The sequence below is a fragment of the Pseudomonas sp. genome (assembly GCF_035277045.1).
Taxonomy (GTDB): domain Bacteria; phylum Pseudomonadota; class Gammaproteobacteria; order Pseudomonadales; family Pseudomonadaceae; genus Aquipseudomonas.
Map to the genome: position 1 here is coordinate 66,845 of NZ_DATELE010000033.1, position 15,413 is coordinate 82,257.

Annotated in this window: 13 protein-coding genes; 3 read left to right on the forward strand and 10 right to left on the reverse strand. The window is 63.3% G+C overall.

Features of this window, described 5'->3' with window-relative positions:
- Window positions 1–20 precede the first annotated feature (20 nt).
- From VJS90_RS01730 to VJS90_RS01775, 10 genes are all read right to left on the reverse strand, one after another.
- The gene (locus tag VJS90_RS01730) at window positions 21–1,586 is read right to left on the reverse strand and encodes a SpoVR family protein (RefSeq protein WP_324118457.1); all 1,566 of its coding nucleotides are present in this window, start codon (window positions 1,584–1,586) and stop codon (window positions 21–23) included.
- The gene (locus VJS90_RS01735; protein WP_324118460.1) at window positions 1,583–2,854 is read right to left on the reverse strand and encodes a YeaH/YhbH family protein; all 1,272 of its coding nucleotides are present in this window, start codon (window positions 2,852–2,854) and stop codon (window positions 1,583–1,585) included. Before VJS90_RS01735 ends, VJS90_RS01730 begins: the two co-directional genes overlap by 4 nt.
- 135 nt (window positions 2,855–2,989) lie before the next feature.
- Window positions 2,990–4,912: a PrkA family serine protein kinase gene (locus VJS90_RS01740; protein WP_324118462.1), complete on the reverse strand. Its 1,923-nt coding sequence runs from the start codon at window positions 4,910–4,912 to the stop codon at window positions 2,990–2,992.
- Between the two features lie 281 nt (window positions 4,913–5,193).
- The gene (gene glpE / locus VJS90_RS01745) at window positions 5,194–5,523 is read right to left on the reverse strand and encodes a thiosulfate sulfurtransferase GlpE (protein ID WP_324118464.1); all 330 of its coding nucleotides are present in this window, start codon (window positions 5,521–5,523) and stop codon (window positions 5,194–5,196) included.
- Window positions 5,524–5,535: 12 nt separating this feature from the next.
- Window positions 5,536–6,402, reverse strand: coding sequence for a symmetrical bis(5'-nucleosyl)-tetraphosphatase (locus VJS90_RS01750; protein ID WP_324118466.1), 867 nt, complete (start codon window positions 6,400–6,402; stop codon window positions 5,536–5,538).
- Complete coding sequence (apaG, locus tag VJS90_RS01755) at window positions 6,402–6,782, reverse strand: Co2+/Mg2+ efflux protein ApaG (protein ID WP_324118467.1); 381 nt, start codon at window positions 6,780–6,782, stop codon at window positions 6,402–6,404. Before apaG ends, VJS90_RS01750 begins: the two co-directional genes overlap by 1 nt.
- Before the next feature lie 120 nt (window positions 6,783–6,902).
- Window positions 6,903–7,709 (reverse strand): 16S rRNA (adenine(1518)-N(6)/adenine(1519)-N(6))-dimethyltransferase RsmA, encoded by an 807-nt coding sequence (gene rsmA / locus VJS90_RS01760; protein ID WP_324118469.1) that lies wholly within the window; start codon window positions 7,707–7,709, stop codon window positions 6,903–6,905.
- Window positions 7,706–8,695 carry a 4-hydroxythreonine-4-phosphate dehydrogenase PdxA gene (pdxA, locus tag VJS90_RS01765; RefSeq protein WP_324118471.1) on the reverse strand — a complete coding sequence of 330 codons (990 nt, stop codon included), beginning with the start codon at window positions 8,693–8,695 and terminating at the stop codon, window positions 7,706–7,708. The genes rsmA and pdxA overlap by 4 nt, the downstream gene beginning before the upstream one ends.
- Window positions 8,692–10,008: a peptidylprolyl isomerase gene (locus VJS90_RS01770; RefSeq protein WP_324118473.1), complete on the reverse strand. Its 1,317-nt coding sequence runs from the start codon at window positions 10,006–10,008 to the stop codon at window positions 8,692–8,694. Before VJS90_RS01770 ends, pdxA begins: the two co-directional genes overlap by 4 nt.
- On the reverse strand, window positions 9,989–12,814 hold the full coding sequence (locus tag VJS90_RS01775) for an LPS-assembly protein LptD (protein ID WP_324118475.1): 2,826 nt from the start codon (window positions 12,812–12,814) through the stop codon (window positions 9,989–9,991). Before VJS90_RS01775 ends, VJS90_RS01770 begins: the two co-directional genes overlap by 20 nt.
- Before the next feature lie 130 nt (window positions 12,815–12,944).
- Here VJS90_RS01775 and VJS90_RS01780 point away from each other — a divergent pair, with 130 nt between their 5' ends.
- Genes VJS90_RS01780 through VJS90_RS01790 form a run of 3 tightly spaced genes read left to right on the forward strand, consistent with a single transcriptional unit; the run spans window position 12,945 to window position 15,404 of the window.
- Window positions 12,945–13,970 carry an aminoglycoside phosphotransferase family protein gene (locus VJS90_RS01780; RefSeq protein ID WP_324118477.1) on the forward strand — a complete coding sequence of 342 codons (1,026 nt, stop codon included), beginning with the start codon at window positions 12,945–12,947 and terminating at the stop codon, window positions 13,968–13,970.
- Window positions 13,967–14,638 (forward strand): N-acetylmuramate alpha-1-phosphate uridylyltransferase MurU, encoded by a 672-nt coding sequence (gene murU, locus VJS90_RS01785; RefSeq protein ID WP_324118479.1) that lies wholly within the window; start codon window positions 13,967–13,969, stop codon window positions 14,636–14,638. Before VJS90_RS01780 ends, murU begins: the two co-directional genes overlap by 4 nt.
- Window position 14,639: 1 nt before the next feature.
- Complete coding sequence (locus VJS90_RS01790; RefSeq protein WP_324118545.1) at window positions 14,640–15,404, forward strand: TerB family tellurite resistance protein; 765 nt, start codon at window positions 14,640–14,642, stop codon at window positions 15,402–15,404.
- The last annotated feature ends 9 nt before the right edge of the window (window positions 15,405–15,413 follow it).

Sequence of the window (15,413 nt, forward strand, 5' to 3'; positions counted from 1 at the left end):
TGGGCAGCAACGCAGGGCCGCTACAGGTGAACCACGGCCAGGTCCATGCGCCCGTAGTCGCCACCTTCGCCATGCTCGCCACGGGGAGGCATGTGGTGGGTCTTCATGATCTGGTCACCCTGGACGGTGTCCAGGTGGATATCGAAGCCCCACAGGCGATGCAAGTGCTTGAGCACCTCATCGGTGGAGTCGCCCAAGGGCTTGCGGTTGTGCTGCTGGTGGCGCAGGGTCAGGGAGCGGTCGCCACGGCGGTCGATGCTCCAGATCTGCACGTTGGGTTCGCGGTTGCCCAGGTTGTACTGGGCGGCCAGGGTCTCGCGGATGATGCGGTAGCCGTCGTCATCATGGATCGCTGGCACCAGCAGGTCATCGCGCTGGTCGTCATCGAGGATGCTGAACAGCTTGAGGTCGCGGATGACGGTCGGTGACAGGTACTGCAGGATGAAGCTCTCGTCCTTGAAGCTGCTCATGGCGAACTTGATGGTGGAAAGCCAGTCACTGCCGGCAATGTCGGGGAACCAGCGGCGATCTTCATCGGTAGGATGTTCGCAGATTCGCCGGATGTCGCGGTACATGGCAAAGCCCAGGGCATACGGATTGATGCCGCTGTAGTAGGGGCTGTCGAAGCCCGGCTGGAACACCACGCTGGTATGGGACTGAAGGAACTCCATCATGAAACCGTCGGTGACCAGGCCCTCGTCGTAGAGGTCGTTCATGAGCGTGTAATGCCAGAACGTGGCCCAGCCCTCGTTCATGACCTGAGTCTGGCGCTGCGGGTAGAAGTACTGGGCAATCTTGCGCACAATACGCACGATCTCGCGCTGCCAGGGCTCAAGCAGCGGCGCATGCTTTTCGATGAAATAGAGGATGTTTTCCTGGGGTTCGGCGGGGAAGCGCGCACCATCGTGCTCGCTGGCCTTGTCCGCGCCCTTGGGGATGGTGCGCCACAGGTCATTGATCTGGCGTTGCAGGTGCTCTTCGCGCTCTTTCTGCCGGCGGCGTTCTTCCTCGGCGGAAATCGGATAAGGACGCTTGTAGCGGTCGACGCCGTAGTTCATCAAGGCGTGGCAGGAGTCGATCAGGTCCTCGACCGCGTCGATGCCGTGACGCTCTTCGCACTGGCTGATGTACTGCTTGGCGAACACCAGGTAATCGATGATCGAGCTGGCGTCGGTCCACGTGCGAAACAGGTAGTTGCCCTTGAAGAAGCTGTTGTGCCCATAGCATGCGTGGGCGATCACCAGTGCCTGCATGCACATGGTGTTTTCTTCCATCAGGTAGGCGATGCAGGGATCGGAGTTGATCACGATCTCGTAGGCCAGGCCCATTTGCCCCCGGGTGTAGGACTTCTCGGTGCTGAGGAACTGCTTGCCGTAGGACCAATGGTGATAACCCAGCGGCATGCCGACGGAGGCGTAGGCATCCATCATCTGCTCGGCGGTGATCACCTCGATCTGGTTGGGGTAGGTGTCGAGGGCATAACGTGCGGCCAGGCGGCTGATCTCGCGGTCGTAGGACTGGATCAGCTCGAATGTCCACTCGGAACCGGTGGAGAGGTGTTGGCGTTTCTGCTCTCTGGAGGTCATGTGGCTAACCTGCGCTGGAAGAGTTCACGGAAGACCGGATAGATATCGCCGGCCGATACCAACTGCTGCTGGGCAAAGGTGTCGGCGAAGCTTTCACCTATACGCTCGTATTCGTACCACAACGCCTGGTGTTCGCGGGGAGTGATTTCGACATAGGTGTAATACTGGACGAACGGCATGATCTGCTTGGTGAGGATTTCGCGGCAGATGGGCGAGTCGTCATTCCAGTTGTCGCCATCCGAGGCCTGGGCCGCGTAGATGTTCCATTCGCTGGCCTGATAGCGTTCAGCCATGATCTCCTGCATCAGCTTGAGCGCGCTGGAGACAATGGTGCCGCCGGTTTCACGGGAGTAGAAGAATTCTTCCTCATCGACTTCGCGGGCGCTGGTGTGATGGCGGATGAACACCACCTCGATGCGCTCGTAGTTACGCTTGAGAAACAGGTACAACAGGATGAAGAAACGCTTGGCGATATCCTTGGTCGCCTGGGTCATCGAGCCGGACACGTCCATCAGGCAGAACATCACCGCCTTCGAGCTGGGGTTGGGTTGCTTGACCAGGAGGTTGTACTTGAGGTCGAAGGTATCGAGGAAGGGCAGGCGGTTGATCCGCGCGCTCAGGCGGGCGATCTCGACTTCGACTTCCTGGATGTCGGTGAAGTTGTCGGGTTCCTCAACCTTGAGGCGGGCGAGTTCGGCCTGGGCCTCGCGCAGCTTGGCGCGGCTGCTGCCGGTGAGGGCGATGCGCCGGGCGTGGGCCGAGCGCAGGGTACGGATGATGTTGATGCGCGACGGGTTGCCTTCGTTGGCGATACCGGCACGCACGGTCTTGAAGGTGTCGGTTCCGGTCAGGTGGCGCTTGACCAGGTTGGGCAGCTCCAGGTCCTCGAACATGAACTCGAGAAACTCTTCCTGGGTGATCTGGAAGACGAACTCGTCCATGCCCTCGCCGGAATTGCCCGCCTTGCCGCGGCCGCCACCGCCGCCGCCACCTTGCGGCCGCGGAATATGCTCACCAGCGGTGAATTCCTTGTTGCCCGGGTGAACGACGGTCTGCTTGCCCCCACGCCCGTGGTGTAGCACGGGCTCGTCGATGTCGCGTCCCGGAATGCTGATCTGCTCGCCATGCTCCATGTCCGTGATGGAGCGGCGGCTCACGGCCTCTTCGACGGCCTTCTTGATGTGATCACGGTACCGCCGCAAAAAGCGCTGGCGGTTGACCGTGCTCTTGTTCTTGCCATTCAGGCGTCGGTCGATAACGTAACTCATAGGCTCTCCGGTGCTCGGCAGCGGCACGCTGCAAGCTACAAGCTGCAAGACAAGACAACCGCAAAGGCCGCAAGCCGGGCCTGAATCCAGGATTCGCGGCGCTCGGCGTGCAGCTTGAGGCTGGTCGCTTGCCGCTTACTGCGATTTCCTGACCCGCAGGTACCATTCCGACAACAGGCGAACCTGCTTGTCGGTGTAGCCACGTTCCACCATCCGGGTGACAAAGTCGTTGTGCTTCTGCTGGTCCTCCTTGCTCGCCTTGGCGTTGAAGCTGATGACCGGCAGCAGGTCCTCGGTGTTGGAGAACATTTTCTTCTCGATCACCACCCGCAGTTTTTCATAGCTCAGCCAGGTCGGGTTCTTGCCGTTGTTGTTGGCCCGCGCCCGCAATACAAAGTTGACGATCTCGTTGCGGAAGTCTTTCGGGTTGCTGATACCCGCCGGCTTCTCGATCTTCTCCAGCTCTTCGTTGAGGGCGATGCGGTTGAGGATCTCGCCGGTTTCGGGATCGCGGTACTCCTGGTCCTGAATCCAGAAGTCGGCGTACAGCACATAGCGGTCGAAGATGTTCTGGCCGTATTCGCTGTAGGATTCGAGGTAGGCCGTCTGGATTTCCTTGCCGATGAATTCGATGTAGCGCGGCGCCAGGTATTCCTTGAGATAGCGCAGGTACCGCTCGCGCACCTCGGCCGGGAATTGCTCCTGTTCGATCTGCTGCTCCAGGACATACAGCAGGTGCACCGGGTTGGCGGCGATTTCATGCGGGTCGAAGTTGAACACCTTGGACAGGATCTTGAAGGCAAAGCGGGTCGACAGACCGTTCATCCCTTCGTCGACGCCAGCCGTATCGCGGTACTCCTGGATCGACTTGGCCTTGGGATCGGTGTCTTTCAGGTTCTCGCCGTCATAGACGCGCATCTTCGAGTAGATGTTGGAGTTCTCAGGCTCCTTCAGGCGCGAGAGCACGGTGAACTGGGCCAGCATCTTGAGCGTGTCCGGCGCGCAGTGCGCCTTGGACAGCGAACTGTTGAACAGCAACTTGTCGTAGATCTTGATCTCGTCGCTGACTCGCAGGCAGTACGGCACCTTGACGATGTAGATACGGTCGATGAAGGCTTCGTTGTTCTTGTTGTTACGGAAGCTGTGCCATTCCGATTCGTTGGAGTGGGCCAGCAGGATGCCGGAGTAGGGGATCGCCCCCAGGCCTTCGGTACTGTTGTAGTTGCCTTCCTGGGTGGCGGTGAGCAACGGGTGCAGGACCTTGATTGGCGCCTTGAACATCTCCACGAATTCCATCAGGCCCTGGTTGGCCCGGCACAGCGCGCCCGAGTAGCTGTAGGCATCGGCGTCGTTCTGCGGGAATTCCTCGAGCTTGCGGATATCCACCTTGCCCACGAGGGCCGAGATGTCCTGGTTGTTCTCGTCACCGGGCTCGGTCTTGGCCACGGCGATCTGGTTGAGGATCGAAGGGTAGAGCTTGACCACCTTGAACTGGCTGATGTCGCCCCCGAACTCGGCCAGTCGCTTGGTCGCCCAGGGCGACATGATGGTGTTGAGGTAGCGTCTCGGAATGCCGAAGTCTTCCTCGAGGATCGCCCCGTCTTCGGTGGCGTTGAACAGCCCCAGTGGTGACTCGAAGACTGGTGAGCCCTTGATCGCGTAGAAAGGCACCTTCTCCATGAGCTGCTTGAGCTTTTCGGCCAGCGATGATTTGCCGCCGCCCACCGGGCCCAGCAGGTAGAGGATCTGTTTCTTCTCTTCCAGACCCTGCGCCGCATGGCGGAAGTAGGAAACGATCTGGTCGATGCATTCTTCCATGCCGTGGAAGTCGGCGAATGCCGGGTAGCGGCGTATCACCTTGTTGGAGAAGATCCGCGACAAGCGTGAGTTCGTGGAGGTGTCGATCAGTTCCGGTTCCCCGATCGCCAGCAACAGGCGCTCGGCTGCCGAAGCATAGGCACTGCGATCCGATTTGCAGAGCTCGAGGTACTCCTGCAGCGGGATTTCTTCCTGGCGTGTGGACTCGAAACGTTGTTGGAAGTGGCTAAAAATACTCATGACGTCACCTCGCTCGATACGTGGAGCCGACGCCGGATCAGTCAGCTTGATGCTGGCATGCAACCGGGTTGCCGGTTGCTGTTTACCCCCCAGAACACCTGTGAAACGCTACCGATGACCCGCACGCCGGTGTACCGGCTCTCCCCTTTTTGGATGGCCTGGGCTTAAGGATAGTTGGTTCTGCGCAAGGTCAAGGTCATGGCGCCGAGAAGTTGCCTATGACCGTTCGTCAGGTGTGCTGCCAGCCCGCACAGGACGCGGGCTGCAGGAATTTGAAAAATTTATTCGGCAGTGCCTTGGGCGGTCTGCGCGGGGTAGGTGCTGCGCCACAGTTCAAAGCCGCCATCGATGCTGTAGACGTCCGAGAAACCCTGGCCAACCAGGTACGCCGCGGCGCTCTGGCTGGAGTTGCCGTGGTAGCAGACCACCAGGGTGGGGGCGTCGAGGTCGGCGTTGCGGATGAACTCGGCAACCGAATGATTATCCAGATGCTGGGCGCCGGTGATATGGCCGGCGGCATAGGCTTGCGCATCACGGATGTCGACCACGACCGCGCCTTGCTCACGCAGGGCCAGGGCCTGCTCGGGAGGGATACGTTTGAATTCGTTCATGGGGCATTACCTTCAGGACTGGTCATTGATTCCAGTGGATGGGTGGGAGCCGCGCGGCATGCCGTCGTCCGTGCATTCGCAGCGGTGATACGCGCCGGTATCGACGTTGTACAAGGTCATCGCTCCGCCCCAGACGCAACCGGTGTCCAGCGCGATGATGCCCGGCTCGCTGACGCGGCCTTCCAGGGCGGCCCAGTGACCGAAGATGATATCCACATGGCGCGAACGCCGCCCCTTGTGGGCATACCATGGCTTGTAGCCCTTGGGCGCGCTGTCCAGGCCTTCCTTGCTCTTGAGGTCCAGCTTGCCTTCAGCGGTGCAGAAGCGCATCCGCGTGAAGTAGTTGGTGATCACTCGCAGCCGCTCGACGCCGCTGAGCTGCTTGCTCCACTTGTTCGGCTCGTTGCCGTACATGCCGTCCAGGAAGAGCTTGAGGCGGGTATCGTCGCGCAACACCTCTTCCACTTCACCCGCCAGCTCCAGCGCCGTGCCCAGGGTCCATTGAGGAGGGATGCCGGCATGCACCAGGGCAACACTGCGCGCTTCATCGTAATGCAGCAGCTTTTGCCGGCGCAGCCAGTCGAGCAACTGGTCGGCATCTGGCGCCTCGATGATCTCGCGCAGGGTGTCGCTTTTCTTCAGGCGTTCGACGTCATGCCAGGCGGCCAGCAGGTGCAGGTCGTGATTGCCGAGCACGCACACCAGCGAATCGCGCATCGCGTAGAGGTAGCGCAAGGTGTCAAGCGACTGCGGCCCGCGGTTGACCAGATCTCCCACGAGCCACAGACGGTCGACGGCGGGGTTGAAGGCGACCCGTTCGAGCAGGCACTTGAGGGGCTGCAGGCAGCCCTGCAAGTCGCCAACGGCATACACCGCCATCAGTGCAGGGCTCCGGGAACGGCCAGGCGAAACGGCGCAATGGGTGCCTCGAAGCGTTTGCCGTCTTCGGCGAACATCTGGTAACTGCCCTGCATGGCGCCGACGCGCGTACTGATGACCGCGCCACTGCTGTAGGTATGGCTGTGGCCGGGTTCGATCAGCGGTTGCTGGCCGATCACGCCGGCCCCCCGGACTTCTTCGACCTGGCCGTCGCCGTTGGTGATGAGCCAGTGCCGCGACATCAGCTTGGCCGACACGCTGCCGTTGTTTTGCACGGTAATCGTGTAGGCAAAGGCGAAGCGCTCGTTCTCGGGATCGGATTGCTCTTGGAGGTAGCGGGTCACGACGCTGACGTCGATCTGGTAGCGGGGATCAGACATGCAAGGGGCCTTGGACAAACAGACGCGGATACGGCTATGGCTGCAGTCTAGGACATTGGCAGGGGAGGAGGCCAGTCGTGACGGGTCTCCTCCCACCGGTAGAGCGTTGTCGAGCAGGGATCAGGCGTGCGGGCCCTGCTCCGCCAGCTGGTCCGCCAGGCGCACGAAGGCGGCCAGGTCGAGCTGCTCGGGACGCAGGCTGCCGTCGACGCCCGCAGCTTCGATGGCGGCGCTGTCGAGCAGGGCCTTGAGGGTATTGCGCAGGGTCTTGCGGCGCTGGTTGAAGGCTTCGCGAACGACGCGCTCGAGCAGGCGAGGGTCCTTGGCCGGGTGCGGCAGGGTCTCGTGCGGGACCAGGCGAACGATGGCCGAGTCGACCTTCGGCGGCGGGTTGAACGCGCCAGGGCCGACGTTGAAGAGGTGCTCCACGCGGCAGTGGTACTGGACCATGATCGACAGACGGCCCCAGTCGCCGCCGCCGGGGCCTGCGGCCAGGCGCTCGACCACTTCCTTCTGCAGCATGAAGTGCATGTCGCGGATCAGTCCTGCGTGCTGCAGCAGGTGGAAGATCAGCGGTGTCGAAATGTTGTACGGCAGGTTGCCGACCACTTTCAGGCTGCGTGGCGGCACGCCGAGCTGGTTGAAGTCGAACTTCAGCGCGTCGCCCTGGTGCAGACGGAAATTGTCGTTACCGGCGAACTTGTTTTGCAGGATCGGCACCAGGTCCTTGTCCAGCTCGACCACGTCAAGCTGCGCGCCGCTGTTCAGCAGCCCCTCGGTGAGGGCGCCCTGGCCCGGGCCGATTTCCAGCAGGTGCTCGCCGGGCTTGGCATGGATCGCGCGCAGGATGCGGTCGATGACGCCAGCGTCGTGCAGGAAGTTCTGGCCGAAGCGCTTGCGCGCCCGGTGTTGGTATTGCTCGGTCATAGTCGGGTCTCGGCCATCTGGTAGGCGGTTTCCAGCGCGACCTGCAGGCTGCCGGTGTCGACCTTGCCGGTACCGGCAAGGTCCAGGGCGGTGCCGTGGTCAACCGAGGTGCGGATGATCGGCAGGCCCAGGGTGACGTTGAGCGCCGCGCCAAAGCCCTTGAACTTGAGCACGGGCAGGCCCTGGTCGTGGTACATCGCCAGCACTGCGTCGCAGTGCTCCAGATATTTGGGGGTAAACAGGGTGTCGGCCGGCAGCGGGCCGCGCAGGTCAATGCCTTCGCCGCGCAGGCGCTCGAGCGCAGGCTCGATGATGTCGATTTCTTCGCGGCCCAGGTGGCCGCTTTCCCCGGCGTGCGGGTTGAGTCCGCAAACCAGGATGCGAGGATTGGCGATGCCGAACTTGTCGCGCAGGTCGGCATGCAGGATCCGCGTGACGCGCTCCAGCCGCTCGGCGGTGATGGCATCGGCAACCTCGCGCAACGGCAGGTGCGTGGTCACCAGGGCCACGCGCAGGCCACGCGTGGCGAGCATCATCACCACCTGGGCGGTGTGGGTCAGCTCGGCCAGGAATTCGGTGTGGCCAGAGAAGGCAATGCCGCTCTCGTTGATCACGCCCTTGTGCACCGGGGCGGTGATCATGCCCGCGAAGTGCCCGTCCAGGCAGCCTTGGCCGGCGCGGGTGAGGGTTTCCAGGACAAACGCGGCGTTGGCCTTGTCCAGTTGCCCTGGCACCACACGGGCGGCCAGCGGGGTGTCCCAGACGTACAGGCTGCCAGCAGGCGCCGGCAGGTCGGGCCAGGCGCCGGGGGATACCGGGACCAGACTGACAGCCAGCCCCAGCTGCGCGGCCCGCTCGGCGAGCAGGTCACGGCTGGTGATGGCGATCAGGGGGTAGGGCTGGGCCTGTGCGGCGAGCAGCAGGGACAGGTCGGGACCTATGCCTGCCGGCTCGCCCGGCGTCAGGGCGAAGCGCGGGCGCTTCACTGCGCGGCCTGGTCAGCGCCAGGCAGCTTGATTTCAACGTAGGCTTCGTCGCGGATCTGGCGCAGCCAGGTCTGCAGCTCTTCGTCGTACTTGCGGTTGCGCAGCACGTTCATGGCCTGCTGTTCGCGGGCCTGTTCGGTGCTGTCGGTCGCGCGGCGGCCCAGGACTTCAAGCACGTGCCAGCCGTACTGGGTCTTGAAAGGACGGGTGACCTCGCCTTGCTGGGCGTTGGCCATTGCTTCGCGGAACTCTGGCACCAGGCTGTTCGGGTCGACCCAGTTCAGGTCGCCGCCGTTGAGCGCCGAGCCAGGATCTTCCGAGAAGCTCTTCGCCAGTTCGGCGAAGTCTTCACCGTTGCGGATACGCTCGTACAGACGATCGGCCAACTGCTTGGTGGCGGCCTCGCTGCGGACTTCGGTCGGCTTGATCAGGATATGACGCACGTGCACTTCGTCACGCAGCATCTGCCCACCGCCGCGCTTTTCCTGCAGCTTGAGGATGATGAAACCGCCCGGGGTGCGTACCGGTTCGGTGACGTCGCCCTCGGCCATGGAGCTGAGCAGGCGATCGAACGGCGGTGGCAGCTGGGCTGCCTTGCGCCAGCCCATTTCGCCGCCTTCAAGGGCGTTTTCGCTGGCCGAACGGGCAATGGCCACCTGACCGAAGTCGGCGCCCTGCTTGAGCTGCTGGTAGATCTCGACGGCTTGCTTGCCCGCGGCCTGGATCGCTTCCGAATTTGCGCTTTCCGGGGTGGGGATCAGGATGTTGGCCAGGCGGAACTCTTCGGAGAGCTGGGCCTTGCCCAGGTCGGAGGCGAGAAAGTTCTTCACTTCCTGCTCGGACACCTGGATGCGCTCGGCGACCCGGCGCTGACGCACGCGGCTGATGACCATCTCGCGCTTGACCTGCTCGCGGGCGTCGTCGAACGACAGACCGTCATGGGCCAGCGCGGCGCGGAACTGGTCCACGCTCATGCCATTGCGCTGGGCAATGGTGCCGATGGCCTGGTTCAGTTCCTCGTCGGTGATGCGGATGCCGGAGCGCTCGCCGATCTGCAACTGCAGGTTCTCGACGATCAGGCGCTCGAGCACCTGCTGCTCCAGAGCGCTGGCGGGCGGCACGCCACCGCCACGCTTGGCGATGGTTTGCTGCACTTCGTGGGTACGCTGGTTGAGCTGGCTCTGCATGACCACATCGTTGTCGACGATGGCCACGACACGGTCCAGAGGTTGCACCGCGGCATGCACCGCGCCACTCAGCATTGCGGCGCCCAGCATCAGCGGGCGCAGACGATCAATAAGCTTGGTCTTCACGTGTACGGTAACCTTGAATGCCTTGGTCGAGGAACGTTTCGACCTTGTTGCCCACTACACCACCGAGGCCTTTCAGCACGATCTGCAGGAAGACACCGTGGTCGCCTTTTTCGTTTTGCGGCGTAGCCTGACTGAAGTCGTCGTAGTCGAGCCAGTAACGGTTGATCACGCGCAACTTCCAGCAGCAGTTGTCGTACTCGAAGCCGCCGAAGGCTTCCAGGGTACGGTTGCGGTTGTAGTCGTGCTGCCAGCGGGCGATGACCGACCACTGCGGGACGATCGGCCACATGACGGAGAAGTCATGCTGCTGGATCTTGTAGTAGTCCTTGACGTAGTTCGGGTCGCCCGGCGTGCCGTAGTCGCCACCGCCGGTTTTCCAGGTACCGGTCACAGAGTCGTAGGTGATCTGGTCGTTGCGGTAGCGGTAGCCCAAGTTGACGACCTTGTTCGGGTTGTCCTCAGGCTGGTAGTGGAACATCGCGCTGCCCGAACGGGTGCTGCGGCTGTCCGGATCCCAGTTGAAGTCGGAATTGAAGCGCCAGTCGCGGTTGAAGTTGTATTCGTACTCCAGCGCGTACGGCGAGACATCGGACTTGGACTCGTCGCGGGTGTTGGCGTCGATGCCTGGCAACTGGACCTTGCGGTCCTTGAAGTAATAGGCCTGGCCGACGCTCAGGCGCTGGCGCTCGAAGCCGTTTTCCTCGATCCAGCGGTTGGTCAGGCCCAGCGACAGCTTGTTCTCGTCGCCGATGCGATCGGTGCCGCTGAAGCGGTTGTCGCGGAACAGCGAGGAGTAGCTGAAGGTGGATTCGCTGGTGTCGAACAGCGGGATGTCTTTCTGGTCCTTGTAAGGGACGTAGAGGTAGAACAGTCGCGGTTCGAGGGTCTGGCGGTACTTCTTGCCGAACCACTGGGTGTTGCGGTCGAAGTACAGGCCGCTGTCGACGCTGAACACCGGGATGCTGCGGCTTATGCTGCTGCTGTAGCTACCATAGCCAGGCTGAGTGGACTGCGTGACTGCGCCCGCTTTACCCTGGCTGTCCAGGTCGAGGTCGTAGTTGGTGTAGACGTACTTCAATTTCGGCGTGACGAAGCCGTAGCTGGCTTGCATCGGTAGGCTGATGGCTGGGGCCGCGTTCAGGCGCGTGCCGTTGGCGCGAGCAATGCCGGTGACACTTTCGTCCAGACGGCGTCCCGGCTCGAGTCCCAGACTGGTATCGAGTTGACCGTCTTCGTTGTAGACCAGATCATCTTTCAGGTTCCGGTCGAAGCGCACCGCCTCGGTCTCGTAGCTGAAGTCCACGCCACCCGGGTGATACGGCAGCGTCCCGTTGAAGGTAATCTGCGGCAGACGGTCATACGGGGTGATCTGCGAGATGGTCGCGAGCTCGAAGGCCTGCACGTTCAGACGCGCGGTATAGCTATCGCCCCGATACGTCAACGCACCCTGCTGGTTCAGGAAGTCCTTGCTCTCGACGCCGATCTGCTCCGATTCCAGGTCCTGGAAGTAGAACGGATCGCTGATGTCGGTGTAGTCAACCTCGGTCAGCAGGCGCGAGTCCAGCCCGCCCTTGTGCTGCCAGTTGATCATCCAGCGCTGGTCTTTGTAGTCGGTCTGTTCCTTGCGCTCGTCTTCCTTGTCGTTCAGGTACGCGCCGCCGAACTGGCCTTCGCTCGACCGGGTCAGGTAACGGAACTCGCCTTCCATCAACAGGCCGCGCTTGGCCATGTAGCGTGGGTACAACGTGGCGTCGTAGTTCGGCGCCAGGTTGAAGTAGTACGGCGTGACCAGCATGAAGCCGGTGTCGCTGCTGGTGCTGAACGAGGGCGGCAGGAAGCCGGACTGGCGACGGTCGTCGATCGGGAAGTAGATGTACGGTGTGTAGAACACCGGAATATCCTTGACCCGCAGGGTGACGTTGGTCGCGGTGCCGAAGCCGGTGGCCGGGTTCAGCGTGATGTTGTTGCCTTTGAGCTGCCAGGCGTTGCTGTTCGGCTCACAGGTGGTGTAGGTACCGTCCTTGAGGCGAATGATGGCGTTTTCGGCGCGCTTGGCGTACAGGGCGCTGCCGCGCACGCGCGACTTGTGCATCACGTACTCGGCGTTGTCGACCTGGGCCTCGCCCGTGTCGAGCTGGATCTCGGCGCGGTCACCCACCACCAGCGAGCCCTTGTCGCGGATCTTGACGTTGCCCTTGAGCTCGCCGCGGTTCTCGGCCTGGTAGAGGTTGGCCTCTTCGGCCTCGGCCTGCATGCTGCCCTGGCGCATGACCACGTCACCGGCGAGCGTCGCGATCTGCTGCTCCTGCTGGTACTTGGACACCTTGGCGTTGAGGTAGGTCGGCGACTCGTCCTTGGGCGTGGTGTCGTCCATGCCAGGACGGACGGGCTCGACGTAGGCGCCCCCGCAGTACGGGCCGGTCTCGGCCAGCTGGGCGGGGGTGAGCTTGTCGCGCGGGACCCAGTCAAGGTGACTGTAGTCGGCGCTGCGCGCCTTCAGGCCACGGCCCTTGCTCTCGGTGACCAGCACCGGCCTGGGCTCGCTGCCCGAGACGTCGGCGGTTTCACCGCCTTCGGCCGCGGCCTCGCCAGCGGCACTGGCGGCTGCGCCTTCGTGCACCGGGCGTGGCGGCAGGGAAGTGGTGGAGGTCTTGGGCTTGCAGTCCCAGCCACCGGCGGCGGACACTTGGCAGTCGAACTGCTCGGCCGCCACGACGTATGAGGTGGCAAAGGGTTGCAGGGCCAGCAGACTGCCGGTCACCAGCAACGGAAATTTTCTACGAAACGCGGGGGATTTCAATGCCATCTTATTAGTCCGGGCTTCCTGCGTGCCATCTGCCCGCGTGTGGGGCCGCACGCCTCTCGATGGTCTGAAAAAGATGCTGGATAATAAAGCATGACCCGCTTGACGGCTAGGGCCGTCGGAGACCCTTGTAATGCCCGATCATGATGCACGCCTGCAACAACTGACTGTCTGGCTCGATGAACAGCTGCAATCCCTCTATCGGAAACAAGGCTGGGGCACGGTTCCCGAAGGCCAGCTGACGGCCGCCAGCAGCGACGCGAGTTTCCGTCGTTACTTCCGCTGGCAGGCCGCCGGTCGCAGCTTCGTGGTCATGGACGCGCCGCCGCCACAGGAGAACTGCCGCCCCTTCGTCGACATCGACCACCTGCTCGCCAGCGCCGCGGTGAATGTCCCGCAAATCCATGCCCAGGACCTGGAGCGTGGCTTCCTGCTGCTGGGCGATCTGGGCCACCAGACCTACCTGGACGTGATCGACCCGCACAATGCTGACGCCCTGTTCGCCGATGCCATCCAGGCCCTGCTGGCCTTCCAGCGCCTGCCGATGGACGCACCGCTGCCCAGCTATGACGTCGCGCTGCTGCGCCGCGAGCTCGAGCTGTTCCCCGAGTGGTACGTCGGCCGTGAGTTGGGCCTTTCCCTGAGTGACGCGCAGCAAGCCGTGTGGCAGCGAATCAGCGCGCTGCTGATCGACAGCGCCCTGGCCCAGCCCAAGGTGCTGGTGCACCGCGACTACATGCCCCGCAACCTGATGCGCAGCACGCCCAACCCCGGCGTGCTCGACTTTCAGGATGCGGTCTACGGCCCGGTCACCTATGACGTCACCTGCCTGTTCAAGGACGCGTTTCTCAGCTGGCCGCAGGCCCGCGTCGAGGGCTGGCTGCGCAGCTACTGGGAGCAGGCCCTGGACGCAGGCGTACCGGTGCATGCCGGCTTCGAGGACTTCCAGCGTGCCAGCGACCTGATGGGCGTCCAGCGCCACCTCAAGGTGATCGGCATCTTCGCGCGCATCTGTCATCGCGACGGCAAGCCGCGGTACCTGGAGGACGTGCCACGCTTCTTTGCCTATATAGATGAAGTGATCGGCCGCCGTGCCGAGCTGGCCGAGCTGCGCCAGTTGATCGCCGAGCTGCAGGCCGCTGCGGGAGCGCGCGCATGAAGGCGATGATCCTGGCCGCGGGCAAAGGCGAGCGCATGCGTCCCTTGACCCTGCACACGCCCAAACCGCTGGTGCCCGTCGCTGGCGTTCCGTTGATCGAGTATCACCTGCGCGCCCTGGCCGAGGCGGGGTTCACCGAGGTGGTGATCAACCATGCCTGGCTCGGCCAGCAGATCGAGGATCACTTGGGCGATGGCAGCCGTTTTGGCCTGGACATCCGCTACTCGGCCGAGGCCGAGCCGCTGGAAACCGGTGGTGGCATCTTCAAGGCCCTGCCGCTGCTGGGCGAGGATCCGTTCCTGCTGGTCAACGGCGATGTCTGGACCGACTACGCGTTTGCCCGGCTGCGGGCCCCGCTGGCGGGCCTGGCGCACCTGGTGCTCGTGGACAACCCTGGCCACCATGGCAAAGGCGATTTCCGCCTGGATGGGGCGCAGGTGCACGACGCCGATGGCAGCGGCGAGACCTGGACCTACAGCGGTATTTCGGTGCTTGATCCGGCGCTGTTCGCCGGGTGCCAGGCCGGTGCGTTCAAACTGGCCCCCTTGCTGCGCCAGGCCATGGCCAGCGGTCAGGTGACCGGGGAGCATCATGCTGGCCAGTGGATCGATGTCGGCACCCTCGAGCGCCTGGCTGAAGTCGAGCGTCTGCTCGGCGAGCGCGGCTGACATGTGGTGGCCGGGTACAGTCATCGGCGCCGGCGCGGGCTTTGCCGTGGCGAGCATCCCCGGGGCCTTGCTCGGCGCCTTGCTCGGCCAGGCGATGGACCGCCGCCTGCGCCTGCAAGGCTGGGAGGACATGCGCGAGAAGCTCGGCGGCAAACCGGCCCTGGGTGATGACGAGGTGTTGTTCGTCCTGCTTGGGCGGCTGGCCAAGAGCGACGGGCGGGTACTCGACAGTCACATCCAGCAGGCACGCCAGGAGATGCGCCAACTGGGCATGAGCGAGTCCGCGCGGCTGCGCGCCATCTCGGCGTTCAATCGCGGCAAGTCTGGCAAGGGCGGGCTTGGGCACTACCTTCGGCGGCTCAGGCAGCAGCCCCATGCGGCCGAAGGAACCCTGCGCGCCTGCTGGCGGATGGTCTGGGCGGATGGCAGGGCAGGTCAGCACGAGCGCGATCTGCTGCTGGGATGGGGGCAACAACTGGGGCTGACCCGGCCGCAGGTCCAGGCGCTGGCCCATGAGTACGAGCCGCGCAAGGCGCCACAGGCGGGTGCCGCGCTGACCTATGCGGCCGCCTTGCGCCTGCTCGGCGTCGAGGTCGATACCGACGCCCAGCGGGTCAAGCAGGCATACCGGCGACTGGTCAGCCGGCATCATCCCGACAAGCTGGCGGGCAGCGGTGCCAGCGAAGCGCGAGTACGCGAGGCCACCGAGCGCACGCGCGAACTGCACCTGGCCTACGCGCTAGTGCGCAAGCGCCGCGGGTTCTAGCAAGCCAGC